The organism is Bacillus paralicheniformis, from assembly GCF_002993925.1.
Taxonomy (GTDB): Bacteria; Bacillota; Bacilli; order Bacillales; family Bacillaceae; genus Bacillus; species Bacillus paralicheniformis.
Genome location: NZ_CP023665.1, coordinates 4203156 through 4221048, shown reverse-complemented (window position 1 = coordinate 4221048; position 17893 = coordinate 4203156). Strand labels below are relative to the sequence as shown.

General features: G+C 45.2%; 13 protein-coding genes and 2 riboswitches. Of the genes, 8 read left to right on the top strand and 5 right to left on the bottom strand.

The window, feature by feature from the left end; translation table 11 throughout:
* Nucleotides 1-44 precede the first annotated feature (44 nt).
* From CP943_RS21525 to CP943_RS21510, 4 genes are all read left to right on the top strand, one after another.
* Nucleotides 45-1904, top strand: coding sequence for a PTS beta-glucoside transporter subunit IIBCA (locus CP943_RS21525; protein ID WP_095291286.1), 1860 nt, complete (start codon nt 45-47; stop codon nt 1902-1904).
* Nucleotides 1894-3312 (top strand): glycoside hydrolase family 1 protein, encoded by a 1419-nt coding sequence (locus CP943_RS21520; protein ID WP_105981314.1) that lies wholly within the window; start codon nt 1894-1896, stop codon nt 3310-3312. The genes CP943_RS21525 and CP943_RS21520 overlap by 11 nt, the downstream gene beginning before the upstream one ends.
* A 167-nt stretch (nt 3313-3479) precedes the next feature.
* On the top strand, nt 3480-3932 hold the full coding sequence (locus CP943_RS21515; protein WP_035339296.1) for an AraC family transcriptional regulator: 453 nt from the start codon (nt 3480-3482) through the stop codon (nt 3930-3932).
* A gap of 146 nt (nt 3933-4078) precedes the next feature.
* Nucleotides 4079-6160 (top strand): catalase, encoded by a 2082-nt coding sequence (locus CP943_RS21510; RefSeq protein ID WP_105981313.1) that lies wholly within the window; start codon nt 4079-4081, stop codon nt 6158-6160.
* Between the two features lie 45 nt (nt 6161-6205).
* Here the strand turns inward: CP943_RS21510 and CP943_RS21505 are convergent, their stop codons facing one another.
* Nucleotides 6206-7399, bottom strand: a complete 1194-nt coding sequence (locus CP943_RS21505; RefSeq protein WP_020453492.1) for a nucleoside transporter C-terminal domain-containing protein — start codon at nt 7397-7399, stop codon at nt 6206-6208.
* A gap of 134 nt (nt 7400-7533) precedes the next feature.
* Nucleotides 7534-7635, bottom strand: a riboswitch (purine riboswitch).
* Nucleotides 7636-8166: 531 nt separating this feature from the next.
* Here CP943_RS21505 and CP943_RS21500 point away from each other — a divergent pair.
* The 4 genes from CP943_RS21500 to CP943_RS21485 are packed head-to-tail and all read left to right on the top strand — an operon-like array spanning nt 8167 to nt 11730.
* Nucleotides 8167-8463, top strand: a complete 297-nt coding sequence (locus CP943_RS21500; protein ID WP_020453491.1) for a DUF4176 domain-containing protein — start codon at nt 8167-8169, stop codon at nt 8461-8463.
* A gap of 2 nt (nt 8464-8465) precedes the next feature.
* Nucleotides 8466-9104 carry a hypothetical protein gene (locus CP943_RS21495; RefSeq protein WP_020453490.1) on the top strand — a complete coding sequence of 213 codons (639 nt, stop codon included), beginning with the start codon at nt 8466-8468 and terminating at the stop codon, nt 9102-9104.
* Nucleotides 9105-9122: 18 nt separating this feature from the next.
* The gene (locus tag CP943_RS21490; protein ID WP_105981312.1) at nt 9123-10556 is read left to right on the top strand and encodes an alpha/beta fold hydrolase; all 1434 of its coding nucleotides are present in this window, start codon (nt 9123-9125) and stop codon (nt 10554-10556) included.
* 10 nt (nt 10557-10566) lie between these two features.
* Nucleotides 10567-11730 carry a hypothetical protein gene (locus CP943_RS21485; protein ID WP_105981311.1) on the top strand — a complete coding sequence of 388 codons (1164 nt, stop codon included), beginning with the start codon at nt 10567-10569 and terminating at the stop codon, nt 11728-11730.
* Between the two features lie 206 nt (nt 11731-11936).
* Here the strand turns inward: CP943_RS21485 and galE are convergent, their stop codons facing one another.
* The 4 genes from galE to CP943_RS21465 form a co-directional block, all read right to left on the bottom strand.
* The gene (gene galE / locus CP943_RS21480) at nt 11937-12929 is read right to left on the bottom strand and encodes a UDP-glucose 4-epimerase GalE (protein ID WP_105981310.1); all 993 of its coding nucleotides are present in this window, start codon (nt 12927-12929) and stop codon (nt 11937-11939) included.
* A 30-nt stretch (nt 12930-12959) separates the two neighbouring features.
* Nucleotides 12960-13958, bottom strand: coding sequence for a glycosyltransferase family 2 protein (locus CP943_RS21475; protein ID WP_020453486.1), 999 nt, complete (start codon nt 13956-13958; stop codon nt 12960-12962).
* The gene (locus CP943_RS21470) at nt 13958-16198 is read right to left on the bottom strand and encodes a glycosyltransferase family 39 protein (protein ID WP_105981309.1); all 2241 of its coding nucleotides are present in this window, start codon (nt 16196-16198) and stop codon (nt 13958-13960) included. The genes CP943_RS21475 and CP943_RS21470 overlap by 1 nt, the downstream gene beginning before the upstream one ends.
* A 343-nt stretch (nt 16199-16541) precedes the next feature.
* Entirely contained in the window at nt 16542-17672 is a 1131-nt protein-coding gene (locus CP943_RS21465) for a 5-methyltetrahydropteroyltriglutamate--homocysteine S-methyltransferase (protein ID WP_023856917.1), read from the bottom strand.
* 73 nt (nt 17673-17745) lie between these two features.
* Nucleotides 17746-17855, bottom strand: a riboswitch (SAM riboswitch).
* Nucleotides 17856-17893: the final 38 nt, after the last annotated feature.

Below are 17893 nucleotides of genomic sequence, written 5' to 3'. Positions count from 1 at the left end.
TAACAGCTTAATAGGGCTTTAGGAGAGACAGGAGATGATCAACGATGGATGTTCAATCAATGGCAAAAGAAATTCTGGAGCGCGTCGGCGGGGAGAAGAACGTTGTATCGCTAGTCCATTGCGCGACAAGGCTTCGCTTCAAACTGAAAGACCGTTCCAAAGCAGACAGGGAAGCGCTTGAAAATACGGATGGCGTGGTAACCGTAGTGGAGAGCGGCGGACAATTTCAAGTCGTTATCGGCAATAACGTTCCTGAAGTCTATAAAGAAATCGGCCGGATCTCTCAACTGTTGGAAGGTTCTGCGGCCGATCACAGCCAAAAAGAGAAAGGAAGCCTCACCGGTAGATTAGTAGATATCGTATCTAGCATTTTCACTCCGCTGCTCGGCGTCATGGCAGGAGCGGGGATTTTAAAAGGCATGCTTTTGATTTGCACAAACGCCGGCTGGCTCTCGCCGGAAGAGACGACATATACGATTCTATACGCGGCAGCCGACAGCCTGTTTTATTTCCTGCCTTTGCTGCTCGCCGTTACGGCCGCCAAAAAATTTGGAGCGAACCCGTTCATAGCGCTGACGATTGCCGGGGCGCTGATCTATCCAACGATACTCGAACTGAAAAACAGCGGCGCCCAGACGGAGTTTTTCGGCATTCCGGTCGTCTTGATGAATTATACGTCGACCGTTATCCCGATTATCCTTGCCGTATTTGTAATGAGCTATCTTGAAAGATTATGTATGCGCTTTATTCATGAAAGCGTGAAGAACTTTATCACCCCTTTATTATGCCTGACGGTGATGGTGCCGTTAACTTTGATCGTATTCGGACCGCTCGGTGTTTACACAGGAAACGGGATTGCGGCGGCGATTCTGTCCGTTTTTGATGTGAGCCCGATTCTGGCAGGAGCGATTATCGCGGCCTTATGGCAAATCCTTGTCATCTTCGGCATTCACTGGGGGATCGTCCCTGTCATTTTGAACAACATTGCCGTCCACGGCAAGGACTACATCAAACCGGCGACGGCAGCCGCCGTCTTTGCCCAAACAGGAGCTGCGTTTGGTGTCATGCTGAAGACGAAAAACAAGAAGTTGAAAGCATTGGCAGGATCTGCTGCCGTTACCGGGATATTCGGGATTACAGAGCCGGCCGTCTACGGGGTGACACTCAGGCTGAAAAAGCCGTTTGTATGCGGTGTCATCAGTGCAGCGGCAGGCGGAGCCATTATCGGATACTCCGGCAGTGTCGCTCTCGCTTCCGGCGCTCCGGGCTTGTTGACGATTCCGATTTTTTACGGACCGGGCTTTCTCGGCTTTATCATCGGAATTACAGTTTCGTTTGTTTTATCAATTTTGCTCACTTACATTGTCGGCTTTGACGACCCTGTGGAGGAGACGAAAGAGCAGCCCGTTGAAAAAAGCGCCGGTGAACCAATTTACAGCCCTTTGCAAGGAGAAGTCCTGCCGTTAACAGAAGTATCAGATAAGGTGTTCGCATCGGGGGCGCTTGGAAAAGGAATCGCGGTGCTTCCGTCAAAAGGCGTTGTCACCGCCCCTGCGGACGGCATCGTGACAACGGCATTTCCGACGGGTCACGCATACGGCATAACGTCAGAAAGCGGAGCCGAGATTTTGATTCATATCGGGATGGACACGGTCAGACTCGATGGAAGGCACTTCAATTCCAAGGTCGAGCAGGGGCAAAAAGTGAAACGGGGTGATATACTCGCAGAATTCAATCTGGACGCTTTGAAAGAAGAAGGGTTTGACGTGAAAACACCAATCATCGTTACAAATTCCGTTCAATACACGGATATCATTCCAACGGATCAAAAACAGGTGAAAACTGAAGAACCGATCATCACTTTAATTTCATCACCATGGGAGGAAAATAATCATGAAATATAAAACATTAGCTCAATTTCCGGAAGAATTTTTGTGGGGTGCGTCTACTTCCGCTTATCAAGTGGAGGGCGCTTGGGATGAAGATGGAAAAGGGCCTTCTGTCATCGATGCGCGCGAAAGCTACCCGGAAGGGACAACCGATTTTAAAGTCGCAAGCGACCATTACCACCGCTATAAAGAAGATATCGCTTTGTTTGCGGAAATGGGCTTCAAAGCGTACCGTTTTTCGATTGCCTGGACGCGCATCATTCCGGACGGGGACGGCGATATTAATCCGAAGGGCATCGAATTTTACAGCCGTTTGATCGATGAACTCCTGAAATATGGAATCGAACCGATTGTTACGATGTACCACTTTGATCTGCCGAATGCTTTGCAGAAAAAAGGCGGCTGGTCGGACAGGGCCACGATTGACGCCTTTGAAAAGTATGCGAGAATCCTTTTTGAAAGCTACGGAGACCGCGTCAAATACTGGCTGACCATCAACGAGCAAAATATGATGATTCTCCACGGATCTGCACTCGGCACACTTGATCCAAACTTGGAAAACCCGAAAAAAGAGCTTTATCAGCAAAACCATCACATGCTTGTCGCACAGGCAAAAGCGATCAAGCTTTGCCATGAGATGCTGCCGGAAGCGAAAATCGGCCCTGCGCCGAATATCGCGCTCATCTATCCTGCTTCTTCGAAACCGGAGGACGTGCTGGCGGCTTTTAACTATAATGCGATCCGCAACTGGCTTTACTTGGATATGGCCGTATTCGGACGGTACAATACAACGGCATGGGCATATATGAAAGAAAAAGACTGCACACCGGTCATCGCCGAAGGAGATATGGATATTCTGCGGTCAGCCATGCCGGACTTTATCGCGTTTAACTACTATACGTCGCAAACGGCTGAAGCGAGCAGGGATGACGGCAGCGATACGGCTGCCCGAGGCGGCGACCAGCATTTGCAGACGGGAGAAGAAGGCGTATACAGGGGAAGCAGCAATCCGCACTTAAAGAAAAACGCATTTGGCTGGGAGATCGACCCTGTCGGTTTCCGTTCGACGCTGCGCGAGATCTATGACCGCTATCAGCTGCCGCTGATCATCACTGAGAACGGCCTCGGCGCGTTTGATCAGCTTGAAGACGGAGATGTCGTAAATGACGACTACCGCATCGATTATTTAAAGGAACATATCAAGCAAATTCAGCTGGCGATCACGGATGGAGTCGATGTTTTCGGCTACTCCCCATGGTCTGCCATCGACTTGATTTCAACCCATCAAGGCTGTTCAAAACGCTACGGATTTATTTATGTGAACCGCGACGAATTTGATTTGAAAGACTTGCGCCGCATTCGCAAAAAAAGCTTTTACTGGTATAAAGACTTGATTGCTTCAAACGGCGAAACACTAGATTAAACAAAGAAAGAGGATGTTCAGATGATCTCTGAATATCCTCTTTTTTGTTGTGAAAATGATCATTTTAAAAATTTACAGAAAATTTTAAAAATAAAAATGTGATTATTTTTAAAGCATGTTACATTCGAAACGTAACGAACAACAATCAGGAAAGGAAGAAAAAATCTATGACATTCAAAGTTGAAACACTTCCAAACTATCGTATTGCTTATATGCGACGAGTTGGTCCGTACGGTCCTGCCAATATTGAGGTAATGGAGGCATTAAAAAAATGGGCTAAGGAAAAAGGTCTTCTTGAGTCTGCCATTCTTTTTGCGATTCCACAGGATAACCCGGAAACAACATCTCCTGATCAGTGTAGATTTGATGCTTGTATTGTGATTCCGCATGATTATCAAGTCGATGATTCAGTTTTTGAAGGGGAAATTTCCGGCGGAAAATACCTGATTTATGATGTTAAACATACAGCAGAAGATATTCAAAAAGCATATTCTGATATTTTTTCATCTCTGCAAAACAATGAATTTCAACTGGACAATAGACCAATAATGGAAAAATACACGGGTGATATGGTGAGCAACCCGTATTGTGAAATATGTGTACCTTTAAAATCGGTTTAATTCATTTTCTTGTCCAAACTTTGAATTTATTAAAATTACAATTCCCTTTAACGAGCGTTGCGTTTAACTCGCTGACAGACAGGGTAAATCATAAAATAGCAATCCAGATCAACTACATAGGGAATAAATATGGGGAGGGATGACAAGTGAATAACAATGATGGCCGCCGCAACGTCAATGAGCACAGCAAGGATCAGCAACTTGAACAGTACCGGTCTGACAACCGGGGCAAAAAAATGACGACGAACCAAGGTTTACGCGTATCTGAAGACGAGCACTCTTTAAAAGCAGGCGTGCGCGGTCCGACGCTGATGGAGGACTTTCATTTCCGTGAAAAAATGACCCATTTTGACCATGAACGGATTCCGGAGCGGGTCGTCCATGCGAGGGGTTTTGGCGCGCATGGCTATTTCCAGGTTTACGAGCCGATGACGGAGTATACGAAAGCAAAATTTCTTCAAGATCCGTCAGTGAAAACGCCGGTGTTTGTCAGATTCTCGACTGTGGCCGGTTCCAGGGGCTCGGGTGATACCGTCCGTGATGTCAGAGGATTCGCGACAAAGTTTTATACAGAAGAAGGGAACTACGACCTCGTCGGCAACAACATCCCTGTTTTCTTCATTCAGGATGCCATCAAGTTTCCTGACCTTGTGCACGCCTTTAAGCCGGAACCGAATAACGAAATGCCGCAGGCTTCTACGGCGCACGATACGTTTTGGGACTTTGTCGCCAACAATGAAGAAACGGCTCACATGATCATGTGGGCGATGTCTGACAGGGCGATTCCGCGAAGCTACAGGATGATGGAAGGCTTCGGCGTTCATACGTTCAGGTTTGTAAATGAAGAAGGCAAGGCGCGCTTTGTTAAATTTCACTGGAAGCCCGTCCTTGGCGTCCATTCGCTCGTCTGGGACGAAGCGCAGACAATCGCCGGGAAAGATCCCGACTATCACCGCCGCGATCTTTGGGAAGCGATCGAAAGAGGCGATGAAGTGGAGTATGAGCTCGGCGTGCAAATGATTGACGAAGAAGACGAGTTCAAGTTTGACTTTGATATCCTTGATCCGACAAAGCTTTGGCCGGAAGAAATGGTTCCTGTTAAGATCATCGGTAAAATGACGCTGAATCGAAACCAGGATAACGTTTTTGCCGAAACGGAACAGGCCGCTTTCCATCCGGGCCACGTTGTTCCGGGAATCGATTTTACAAACGATCCGCTTTTGCAGGGCCGGCTCTTTTCCTATACGGACACACAGCTGATCCGATTGGGAGGTCCGAACTTTCATGAAATTCCGATCAACCGGCCGGTCTGTCCGTTCCATAACAACCAGTATGACGGCTATCACAGAATGACGATTAACAAAGGGCCTGTCGCTTATCATAAAAATTCGCTGCAAAACAACGATCCGGCGCCTGCTTCAGAAGAAGAAGGCGGATATGTGCATTACGAGGAAAAAGTCGAGGGCAAAAAAATCCGCCGGCGCAGCGAAAGCTTTAACGATCACTATTCGCAAGCGAAGCTGTTTTGGAACAGCATGTCTCCCGTTGAAAAAGAACATATCATTTCGGCGTTCCGCTTTGAAGTCGGAAAGGTCAAAAGCAAGGACGTCCGCCGCCAAGTCGTTCATATGTTTAACAGGGTTGACAGGGAGCTTGCCAAGCAAATCGCTGCGGGTGTAGGTGTAGAGCCCCCTGAAAAAGACGAAGGCTCCAATGTGACGTTCAAATCCCCTGCGCTCAGCCAGGAAAACACGGTCAAACTGCCGCAGACGAGGACCGTCGCCATTTTAGCAGAGCAAGGTTTTGATGATGAGGACCTCAGCCGGGTGTTGAAAGAGTTCAAAAAAGCCGACATCATTCCGGACATTGTCAGCTCGGCACTCGGCGTGATCAAAGGGACCGGCGGTACAGAAATAGAAGTCGGTAACACTTTGCAGACGGTCGATTCCGTGCTGTACGATGCCGTTTATATTCCGGGCGGCCAAGAAAGCATTGAACGCCTGCAATTGCATAAAACCGCATCGGATTTTATCAATGAAGCATTCGGACATTATAAAGCGATCGGAGCCGCAGGCAAAGGGATCGATCTCCTGCTGTCCGCCGCCGGGTCCCACGCGGCAGCACAGCCGGGCATTATCATCTCTCGCGATGATAAGAGCAAAGACGACTTCGGCAAAAAGCTGGTCGAAGCGATCGGCGGGCACCGCCATTGGGATAGACAAGTTTAATAAAAAAAGAGGCAGGCTAAATGCCTGCCCTTTTACTCTATTTTTCTACCACACAAACAGCCCGACAATCCCCGCGCTCAACAGCGACACCGCTATTCCGCTGACAAGGAGCTTCCACACATTTCTTCCGATAATCGCTGATTTTTCTCCGTTAAATAAGGAATTGTATGTTCCATAGATCATTCCGATCGTACTGAAGTTGGCAAACGACGTCAAAAATGTTGTGGCCACGGCGGCTGTATGGGGCGAAATCGTATCTAGCTGCGTTTTTAAATCCATCATCGCGACGAATTCGTTTGTTGCGAGTTTCATCCCCATCAGCTGTGCGACATACATCGCGTCACCCGGCGCCAGTCCAAGCAGGAATGCGAACGGACTGAAGATGTAAGAAAAGATTTTTTGAATCGTCAAACCGTCCATGATCAACCCCAACATTCCGTTCAAACATGAGGTTAAAGCGACATATCCGATGACCATGGCGAGAATGACGATGACCATGTTCATTCCGACCATCATGCTGTTTGAAATCGTTGAGAAAAAGTCCTTTTTCTCTTCTTTTGGCGGTACGTAAATGATGTCTTCATCCTTAGTGACTTCTACCGGGTTTAAAATGCTGGCCAAGATCAACGCATTTAAGCAATTCAATGGAATCGCTGTAAATACGTATGTTGCAGGAACCATCGTTAAATAAGAACCGAGAATCGATCCGCTGATACTGCTCATGCTCATAATGCCGAACGTCAGCAGGCGGTTGTCCTTTAATACGGCCAATTGCCCGCGAATCACGGCGAGCGCTTCAGTATTCCCCAGAAACATCATTTGAATCGAAAAGAAACTTTCTAATTTAGGAAGGCGCGAGACTTTCGAAATCACCCAGCCGATCTTATCAATCATCCATGTTAAAATTCCGAAATAAGCCAGTATATCAAAAAATGTCACCACAAAGATAATCGGCAGCAAGGCGCTGAAGAAAAAGTCAACGGTTTCATTGCCCATCACTGACGGAAAGGCAAACGCAATACCGTCGCTTGCACAAGCGATCAGCCACGAAAAGAAAGAGGCGATCAGGTTGATGGCCCATCCGCCGATTTTTGTCCCAAGCATAAACCAAGTCACCAAAAGCTCAACGATGAAAAGGGAGAGAATCGGCCTCCATTTTACGCTTTTCTTTCGCGGAGAACAAAAATAAATCACGGACATGACAATGAAAATGCCTAAAATGTTAATGAGAAAATACATGATGCCAACTCCCGAATGTTTTTTGAAAATAAAAAAGCTCTTACTTTTCATGGGTTCCGATAAAGAAAGCATGAAAAATAAGAGCAAATGAAAAATAGATATATTGTTTGCGCAATACACTTTTTACATGATCAAATCTATTCAAACTTCCTTGTAGTCTGGCGATTTACGGTTGCCAGGTAGAAACAATCAGACCCTATTACTGATTATATACAAGAAGTGAGCTTCTATTATTTTGACTGTATTTTATCTCGAGTTTGTGTAAAATTCAAGCTAAAAATATATTTTCACAATAATTTTTCAAATAAAGTCATGTCTAGGAGAGGGTGCAGTGAGCTTGTTGCTTAGTCTTTGAAAGCCGGCTTTTCAAGCGGGAAAAATGATTGAAGTGACGATGCACAGAACAACAGACGAAAAATGGAAGGTGATAAGATTCTTTTTATTAGAGGAGAATCGTAAGCGATTACGCTTTATATTTCATGATGCCGCCGCCTACTATGGCGGTTTTTTTTTGTGAAACTTTGTCTGAAAGGTCCCGTAAGTATGATGAATCGTTTCAGTGCTAAGGCCTCACTGCAACATACTAATGACACCGACAAGCCTTACATAAAGAGCAAACCTTAAATCAAAAGTCTTTGATTTGAATAGGTAAAATTTCACGGTACTTTAGTTCGTTGAATAAAATGAAACTTTTTTGCTATGATTTTCCTATGTTTTTACAACTTGTATATATGTCCAATTTCAGAGAAAAAGAGGGATAATCAATTATGCTATTAAAAAAGAACTATCTTCCTGTCGGCAGTGTTGTCGGCTTACATAATGATTCAAGACGTCTGCTTATCATCGGGCGGCAAATGTTTTCTGAGACAAACCATGTCATCAGAGATTATGCAGCTGTCGACTATCCAAACGGTTTTACCGATCCGAAAGAACAGCTAGTTTTATTTAATAAACAAGATATAGAAGTTGTGTACCATTACGGATATGTAGATCAAAAAGAATTGCAGCTTGATGAGTTGCTAACAGAAGCTGAAGCAGGAAAAAACGAAAATAAGGAGCAATGACGATGGGACATTTTCGCTTCAACAAAGAACTTTCACATAAGGCAGCGGGGACCATTAGTCAGCTGGAAAACGCTTTTAGCCATGTATTTGAGAACATGGTGTTTTTTCGTGAAGAATTAGACCGGCACAGCGGAAAAGCCGCCGCAGCGCTGCAGAAAAAAATGAGTGACAACATCAACTTTTTCAGTAAAGCGAGCAGCTGTTTATTATATTTTGCAGACAGTGTGCGGTGTTTTGCAAAAGCGGTCGAACTAACGGACGAATCCGACAAACCGGCCAATGTTCAGCCGCAGTCAAGATCGGAAAGAAACCATACATTTTCGGCTGAAAGAGTCCAAAGTGAAATAAAAGTAAACGGCGAATCGTTACACCAGGCAACCGGAAAGTTTGAATCAAATCTATCTACATTAGACGAAGTTTTGCACCATTTTGACACAATGCTCAGAGAAATGATGTATGAAACAGAGTTTCCGTGGGAAAAATTCGATGACGTCTGGTCTGATGCAAAGTCGCACATCAAATCGATCATGACGGAGCTTAAAAAAAGAGTCAAAGAACTTTCGGCAAACGCCAAAAACATCATTAAGGAATTAAAGCGCGTCGATAACGTAATCTCACAACAACTGCAAAGAGTGAAATGATGGAAGGGAACTAGAGTTATGGCATATTATAATAGAGAGCCAGAAATCACAAATATTATCAAAAGCCATGAAAGAAGAGCTAATCGAATGCTGCAGCATGCTCAATCCAGCCGTTTGCTTGAAGCTTTTAATAAAATATGGGTATCGATAGAAAATAAAGAACTTCCGAACTTTGTATCAAAAAACGTCATGAATTTTAATGTGGCGGATATCAAATCGGAAATCAACGATTGGATAAAGGATTTAAAAGATTGTCAGGAGAATGCCAGACGCAAGTTTGAGTCTATGGAAGACCCCTCACCGGAAGACATACAGAAACGCAACAATATTACGAGTGACGTCGTTCTTTTAATTAGCCAATACGAGAATCTAAAAAATGGCCTTGATCAGGTTGAACAAGATTTCAGCAATGTCGCCCGCACCCACCGCGCCCCAATGCGCGAAGCCTTGACAGACATCTCAATCTTGTATAATTCGGTTAATCATGTGAAAGGTGATTTTTCGGATTATAAGAATGTTTCGGTTTATGTGCATGGGATTGAGGATGATGGGGATGGATTCAATAATAGTGTTAGAAAAGCAGCAAAAGACGGTGATATTATAATACGTATAAATAGTGATAAAACAAGAGAATACTATATCATTGAAATAATAAATGGTGAAAAAGTAATTAAGAGAGTAGAAGGATTGAAAAAGTTAAAGGATACAAAACAATACAAAGAAAAAGCGGGAAGATTGCATATCGTTTACGAAACAGAGCATATGAATGAACATCGCCAAGCAACAAGTGATGATTTAGCAGAAAAGCTAAATGATATGGGGCTGATGAATGAGGAGACAAAGATCGATATGTTCGGCCACAGCTATGGCGGGAGAAGATCGCTGCAATTTGCGATGGATTACCCTGATCATGTCCGAAGCATCACAACAATCGGAACCCCATATGATAAAAATATCTTAGCTATCGGCGCTAATAGAGCACGTTGGCTCGCAGACAGTCCTCTTGCTAAAAGACATACTATGGATACGAGCGAATATTTAGATTTTAAAGAAGATAACAGAAATAATGATGAGGGAAAAGACTACAGTAATGCTTATACAGATATGGACAGTGAGGCGATGACTGAAGACATTAATCATTTGAAATCTGCCAATCCTGAAGTCTACCAAAAGCTTCAGAAAATGGACATTACTGCAGCTGCGGGATACAGAACAGAGGATACTGTGAGTTTTTCCCCTTACTATACTGCAAGTGGAAAACATAAAATAAACAGTGATGATATCGTTTCAGTTGAAAGTCAACATGGGGACATATTAGGCGATCTCATTGATAAAAAGCCAGAAATTGAAGTGAAAGGTTCCGGTGTCACAAATCCTGGACATATTTATGAAGTTGAAGACTCTGAATTTGTTGACTTAATTCAAGAAGTTAACAAAAAAGAAGCAGAATAGGAGCAGTTCAATGATAAGAAAAAGGTTTATAAATTTAAGCGCATTAATAGTACTCTTGCTGGTAATCACCGGCTGCGGAAAAGGTCAAAATCAGGAGATAACGTATAAAAAAGGCTTTCCTAAGGAGGATAGCCGTGGATTAACTGAGTTTATGAAATCCTACCTTACTGGCAGTACAGATAAAAAAATCATAGAAGTGAATGATGTTACTTTATTTTCAACAGTCAATCACCAAGGACAAGCAATGCGGTACTTTCAATATACTCAGGATCAGTTAAAAGAATATTATAAGCCCTTGTTTACTGCAAAAGAACCTAAAAAGACTTTAAATAATTTGTACCAAATAGAACGCTTAGAAAAGTTGTTGCACCATCCTATTCAAGACAAAGAAAAATATCATCTTCCTGCTATTAAAATGTTGCCGAACAATCAACTGGAAGTGAAAACAAAGAAAAATAAAAAAACATTGGATTTGCCGCAGCTATTGAAAAACTATGGAGTAAAGAAATCCGATGAATTAGAGATTAATTTATATGCAGTGAATTCTAAATGCTTTTCGGTGGTTATTCAAGATTTTAGTATGAAAGATCGTATTAATAGCACAATAGGACTTTTCATAACGCAAGACTTAACAAATATTGAGTCGACAGTTATCACTAAAGAAAAACTGCAAAACACATTATCAACAGGAAAGTTAAAAGATTACTATGATTTATTCACCAAGGTAGACAAATCGGGAAGATATTCGCTTTTATTTTTTGATGATATGATTTTAGATAAAAGGACCAATCAATTAATTGATATTAAAAAAGATGATTATTTAAGTAAAGATGGTAAATATGTTTTTATTAACGGAGCAAAAGAAAAAGAAACAAATGTAATGCCTGAGGGTATTCAACAGATACAAACAGTGGATAATTATCTAAAAGGAAATGAAAAATATGAAGCTCAATTTAAGATTGACTTCAAACAAATTGCAAAAGAGATGGATTTTAACGCGGGCGATGCAAGGATAGCTAATATTCAATATTTTAATAAAGATTATGTAGTTTTGTATATTTCCTATCACGGGAAGACGATTGGTACAGCAGGTTCTGTTAATGTACTAATCGATTTACAAAAAAACAAACAACAGCCAACCGCTTACTTAGTTGATTTAGGAATTGAATCATAGAGGGACTGAAGAGTTTTTATTCAGTCCTTTTCTTATTTGACAAAGGTAGGCCACAAAATTGGGACAAGCCTTCTGTCATTTTTGGAACTCAAATAAAAACATTTCAATGGCCTGCCGATGATCACCAACTACCGCAAAGACGATGGAGAAAAAACCGCACCTCCATAGTTAGACACTATCTAACGATAGGAGGTGCAGTTCATTTTTCACCCTTTTCTCACCTTCTCCGCCGCATACCCATTCGGATTCGCAGAGTGCCAGTTCCAGGCGTCGCGGATGATTGCGATCAGGCTGTTGTGCTTCGGGGTCCAGCCTAGTTCTTTTCTGGCCTTGGAAGAAGAAGCGGCAAATGTTGCTTGTGAATCGATGTCCGTTTCTGTCAGCTTTGCGGCGATGAGAGGAATGCCTGTGACATATTGGGCGGCAAGGATGATTTGTTCAGCGGAGTAGCTTTCGCCATAGCTGAGATTGTAGATTCGGCTATCCTTGCCTTTCCGCATGTGACTGATGGCGAGCACGTGTGCTTCTGCCAAATCCTGCACGTGAACATAATCGCGGAAGCCTGTTCCGTTTTCAGGGTGATCTATGTGAACAAAAGGAAGGTGTCCGAGAGCGGTTCGCAGAACATTTGAAATGAGATGTGTTTCGCTCCCCCGGTCTTCGCCGATGATGGCGGATGGGTGGGCGCCGCACGCATTGAAGGAGCGGAGGATCACATATTTCAGGCCGTACGCTTTTTCCGCTTCCATCAGCATTTTCTCCATCATCCGTTTGACCTTGCCGTGCGGGTGAACGGGCTCAGGTTCGGTTTCTTCCGTGACAGGCAGGTCTGGATTGCCGTAGACGGCTGCGCTTGACGCGAAAACGATCCGGCTGACATCGTATTCTTTCATCACCTCAAGCAGTGTTTCCATGCCTGTCATGTTTTCGTTGAAAGAAGAAAAAACGCGATTCGACTGTGATGGAATGGGTGATGCTGCGAAATGCATGACGGCTTCAATGTCCTCATTTTCAAATACTTGCTTGAGAAAATGCCGGTCGCGAATATTCCCTTCATAAAACGCAGCTTCGGGGTGAACGGCTTCTGCGTGTCCCGTTGCCAGGGAATCCACAACGACGACTTTTTCTTTTTTCTCAATTAACGTGTAAACGGCGTGGGAACCGATATAACCGGCTCCCCCGACAACAAGTATGCTCATCGGAATTCCTCCTTTTGGATCTCTTATCTTCTACATGATATGGCGCTGCGGAGCTGCCGCCCGCCGCTGTTCTTCAAATCCGTATTTGCCGTCAATGATATATAGCGGCCTGTCTTTCACTTCGTCATAAATGCGGCCGATGTATTCGCCGATCGCTCCGAGGATGATCAGGATAAAGCCGCTGAACAAGCATTGCAGAATGATCATCGAAGACCACCCGGTAATGGTGCTTGTCGTAAACAGCTTCATGCAGACGACGATGAAGGCATATATAAAACCGACCGCTGACAGCGCGATTCCTGAGTAGCTTGCCAGTTTCAGCGGCTGAAAGGAAAATGAAGTGATGCCGTCGAGCGAGAGCTTCAGCATTTTTTTGAGAGGGTACTTCGTTTCCCCTGCAAGCCGTTCGTGGCGCTCGTAATAGACGGCGGTCTGCTTGAACCCGAGCCAGCTGACAAGGCCGCGGACGAAAGGATTTTTTTCTTTCAGCTTGTTCATTTCATTGACCACCTTCCGGTCCATGAGCCGGAAATCTCCCGTATCCACCGGGATATCAACGTCTGTGAGTTTTCTTAAAATACGGTAGAACATGGCGGCCGTTTGCTTTTTGAAAAATGTTTCTCCTTCCCGCTTTGTGCGGACGGCGTATACAACGTCAAAGCCTTGGCGCCACTTTTCCGCCATTTCCAAAATCAATTCGGGAGGATCCTGCAAATCGGCATCGATCACCACGATCGCTTCGCCGGCAGCATAGTCGGTACCGGCCGTAATGGCGATCTGATGACCGAAATTTCTTGAGAAATTGATGCATTTTACTGCCGGGTCTGACTGAGCAAGCGACTTCAGCATGTGAATACTGTCATCGCTTGAACCGTCGTTTACAAAAATCAGTTCATAAGGGTCGCCTGTCGAGTCCATGACGGTTTTTAATCGGTCATAGGTGCTTTGAAGTACTTCCGCTTCGTTGTAGACAGGGACTACGATTGAAAATGTGACTTGTCTCTGCATATTCATCACCTTTCCTTTCATCAATCAAGCTCCACTTTATAAAGCGTCTGATTTCCGCCAGGTCCGCCTGACTGGGAATCGTTATCTGAAGAAGAGCTGCTGTATTCGTTTTTTGAAATTTCTTTTCCGTTTTCTTTAATCCAGTTAGTGATTTCTGAGTTGTCTTGGCCTCGACCGTCGCCGATCATGAAGTACTTGACTTCGCCGTTTTTGACGAGCTTCTCAAGTTTTTCAACCGTCAAAATCGGGTCGCTTCCAGAGAATCCGCCCATCGCCATGACAGCTTTACCTGTTTTGATGATGTAAGATTGAGCAGACGTTGCGCTGGAGACCGCAAATAAATATTTTTCACCCGTGTTGTTCTTTTCAAGGTAGCTCAACAGTTCTTCATCGACTGATTCGCCGCTTCCAGGGCTGCCGCCGCTTGGTTCGCCTTGTTGACGGCCGCTTGCGCCTTCGCCGTTCTGATTTTGGCTGTTTTGGCCGGAACCGGTATCAGTTGAAGAATCATTGCTGTTTGAACCAGGACCGAAGCCAGGTCCGTTATTGTTGTTTTGATCACTGTCTGTTTGACCGTCTTGGCTGCCGAATCTGGGAGGTCCGCTGCCGTTGTTATTCTGCATCTTCCCTCCGCCGCCACCGCCAAATGATTGTGCGGATTTAGGTCCGGCCTGCGGAATCATGCCGTTTACACCGTCAGCGAGCGTTGCTGTTGTCCAATAGAAAGGTCCGATCAGCATGCCGAGCAGCGCTGCAAGTGATACATAGTAGCTGAATGACTTTCCTTTTTTGAAAAAGATGAGAAGGCAGCTTGTGACAATGCCAAAAGCGCCGATCAATATGCTCCAGACGATGCCGATTTCGCTGAGATAAGGACTCAAAATATACAATTCAAATGCGGTTGTCAGCAAAATTCCGATCGGCAGAAGCTGTTTTTTCCAGCCGCTTTCTTCCTGATAGAGGCGAACGAGCGCTGTCCAGCCTGCACCTGATAAAGCGGCAATCGGTGCTGCCAGCATGATCAGATAGTAATGGTGGAAGAATCCTGCGACGCTGAAGAATGCAGCGACTGGCAGAAGCCACATCATCCAGAAAATCGTTTCAGTCGTTATTTCATTGAATTTGCGTTGACCGCGAAGGCCCGTGATCAGCAAACCGATGATGCCGAAGAGTACAAACGGGATGAGCCAGCTTGCCTGTCCGGAAAGCTCGGATTGGAATAGTCTGAGAGGGCCGGGGTTTCCTGTGCCAAACATGCCGCTCGTGCCGCCACCGGGACCTCCGCCGCCGCTTTGAACATCACCCTGCTGGCCGTCCGGTCCGCCTGAAGGCATCTCGCCCCCGCTCGGCGGAGCCATTTGTCCATTTGTCGAGTCTGAGTTGTTTTCGGTATCGCCGCTTTGCTGCTGCGGCATTTCCTGCTGCTGGTTCTTTTGATTTTGATCAGATGAGGAGGTTCCGCCCCCGCCAGCACCGTTTTGGCCTGTGAGACGCTGGATGCCGTTGTAGCCAAACGCCAGCTCAAGGACAGAGTTGGTCTGGCTGCTTCCAATATAAGGGCGCGAACTCTCCGGCTGACTATCGACGACTACCGCCCAGGAAACGGAAACGCCTGCCAGAACGATCAAGGCTGTGATAAGAGACACAATTTTTTTGCGAATCGTCGTTTTTGCTGCAATCATGTAAAACAGCAGGAATGCCGGTAATACCATGTATGCTTGCAGCATTTTGACGTTAAAGCCGACGCCGACCATACAGAATGCGCCGAGCAGCCAGCCGATTTTTCCTTTCCGGACTGCTTTAAACAACATCCAGGTTGCAATCATCAAACAAAGGGTGAGAATGCTGTCGACGTTGTTTGTATGGCTGACCGCAACGGCAATCGGCGTACACGCCATAATAAGAGCTGAAATTCTGGCCGCCGTTTTGCCAAAAGTAGGTTTTACAATAAAGTACAACAGTGCTACGGAAATCACTTCGGCAATCGCTTCAGGAAGAACGACGCTCCAGCCATGCACGCCGAACACAAGTGCAAAAAGTGTCTGAATCCAGAGTGCAACCGGCGGTTTATCAACTGTTACAAAGCCTGCTGGATCAAATGATGCGTAAAAAAAGTTATGAAAACTTTGGGTCATACTTTCAACGGCCGCCGTATAGTAGGCGTTGTCTGTGTCACTATTCCAGATGCCGTACAAGTTTAAAGCTGCAGATAATACAAGAATGAAGACCAGGAATATATCGATTTTCCTTTTCTTAATCATTGTTCGATCACCTCACTAAAGAGCATTATAGAAGCCAAATATGATCAAACTATGAACAAATCAAGAAGGAATTTTAAATTGTATAGAGGGGCAAAAAAAAAGAGACATGCCGTCAGGAGGCATGTCTCCAGCGTGTCGAGAAACCCCCGCATTCGTTGTCAGGCCTGCGCGTCGGTGCTCACGAATTCCAACATTCGCTCCGCTCCGATGCTCGGCCTTCCTAGACTGCAAGGGTTTTCAATCACGCTGAAAGGATGACAAAATCCCAAAACAAAAAGCTGTTTTGGGATTTTGTCAACATTCTGAGACATGCCGTCAGGAGGCATGTCTCAAATATGAGGTGTTATTTCCATACGTCTTCTGCGATCTCGACGACATGGCGCAGTTTTTCCCATTGCTGCTCTTCCGTCAGGAGGTTGCCTTCTTCTGTGGAGGCAAAGCCGCACTGCGGGCTTAGGCACAATTGGTTCAGGTCGACGAAGCGAGCTGCTTCGTCGATGCGCCGCTTAATATCATCCGGGTTTTCAAGCTCTCCGAATTTTGATGTGATCAGACCGAGGACGATCTGCAAGTCTTTCCGTTTGACATAGCGAAGCGGTTCGAAGCCGCCGGAGCGCTCGTCATCAAATTCAAGGAAAAGTCCGTCTAAATTGAGTCCGTCGAAAATCGTTTCTGCAGCCGCATCGTAGCCGCCTTCCGCCACCCATGTTGACTGGAAGTTGCCGCGGCAGATGTGCATGGTGACCGTCAAATCGTCCGGGCGTCCTTCAACTGCTTCATTAATCGTGTTGGCGAAGGACTGGCGCAGTTCATCAGGCTGGCGGCCGAAGGCTTTGATCTGCTCATGTCCTTTGTCTGAGAAAAATACCGACCAGGCCGTGTCATCCAGTTGCAAATAGCGGCAGCCGGCATCGTAAAATGCGCGGATCGCTTTTTTGTAAGCCTGCGCGACATCGTGATGGAACTCATCCAGATCCTCGTACGGGCTTTCTCCAAGTTTTCCTCTGAAAAACAGCATATTCGGGCTCGGAATCGTCATTTTCGGCGTATGTGTGCCCGCAATATCATGAAGAAATTTATAATCTTCCAGCATCGGATGGTTTGTAAAATCGACTTTGCTTGTTACTTTGATTCCGCGCGGCTTCGTTTCAACATTATGAAATTGAATGCCCTTGTCCGCTGTATATCCTTCTACGCCGTCAAGCCCTTCAAGAAAATCGAAATGCCACCATGACCTGCGGAATTCCCCGTCAGTAACGGCTTTAAGGCCAATTTCTTTTTGCTTTTCGACAATGCGCTTGATCTCTTCGTTTTCGACTTCGCGCAGTTGTTCAGCGCTAATTTCACCGTTCGCTTTTTGAATACGCGCTTTTTTTACGGGCGCAGACCTTAAAAGACTCCCCACCTGATCAGCTCTGTACGGTCCGATTTTTTTCCCAGGCGTTTGCTTCAGTACATCGGTTGATTGTGTCATGCTTCATCCCTCTTTCTTTATAGACATAAAAAAGCTCTTCCCGATAAGGAAGAGCTTGATATATTCAATCTCCTCCTTATCTTCAAGAGCACGAACATGCTCTTAAGGATTTAGCACCATTCTGTCATAGACAGCGGTTGCCGGGTTTCACAGGGCCAGTCCCTCCACCACTCTTGATAAGGAAAACCTTTTTATGCAATTTTTTAATAATTTTAATATTA

Bases quoted from the DNA above. Each gene is read 5' to 3' on its own strand.
- CP943_RS21505 (WP_020453492.1), bottom strand. From the start codon at position 7,399: ATGTATTTTCTCATTAACATTTTAGGCATTTTCATTGTCATGTCCGTG.
- CP943_RS21495 (WP_020453490.1), top strand. From the start codon at position 8,466: ATGGGACATTTTCGCTTCAACAAAGAACTTTCACATAAGGCAGCGGGG.
- CP943_RS21525 (WP_095291286.1), top strand. From the start codon at position 45: ATGGATGTTCAATCAATGGCAAAAGAAATTCTGGAGCGCGTCGGCGGG.
- CP943_RS21515 (WP_035339296.1), top strand. From the start codon at position 3,480: ATGACATTCAAAGTTGAAACACTTCCAAACTATCGTATTGCTTATATG.
- CP943_RS21520 (WP_105981314.1), top strand. From the start codon at position 1,894: ATGAAATATAAAACATTAGCTCAATTTCCGGAAGAATTTTTGTGGGGT.
- CP943_RS21475 (WP_020453486.1), bottom strand. From the start codon at position 13,958: ATGAAAGGAAAGGTGATGAATATGCAGAGACAAGTCACATTTTCAATC.
- CP943_RS21470 (WP_105981309.1), bottom strand. From the start codon at position 16,198: ATGATTAAGAAAAGGAAAATCGATATATTCCTGGTCTTCATTCTTGTA.
- CP943_RS21490 (WP_105981312.1), top strand. From the start codon at position 9,123: ATGGCATATTATAATAGAGAGCCAGAAATCACAAATATTATCAAAAGC.
- CP943_RS21485 (WP_105981311.1), top strand. From the start codon at position 10,567: ATGATAAGAAAAAGGTTTATAAATTTAAGCGCATTAATAGTACTCTTG.
- CP943_RS21500 (WP_020453491.1), top strand. From the start codon at position 8,167: ATGCTATTAAAAAAGAACTATCTTCCTGTCGGCAGTGTTGTCGGCTTA.
- galE (WP_105981310.1), bottom strand. From the start codon at position 12,929: ATGAGCATACTTGTTGTCGGGGGAGCCGGTTATATCGGTTCCCACGCC.
- CP943_RS21465 (WP_023856917.1), bottom strand. From the start codon at position 17,672: ATGACACAATCAACCGATGTACTGAAGCAAACGCCTGGGAAAAAAATC.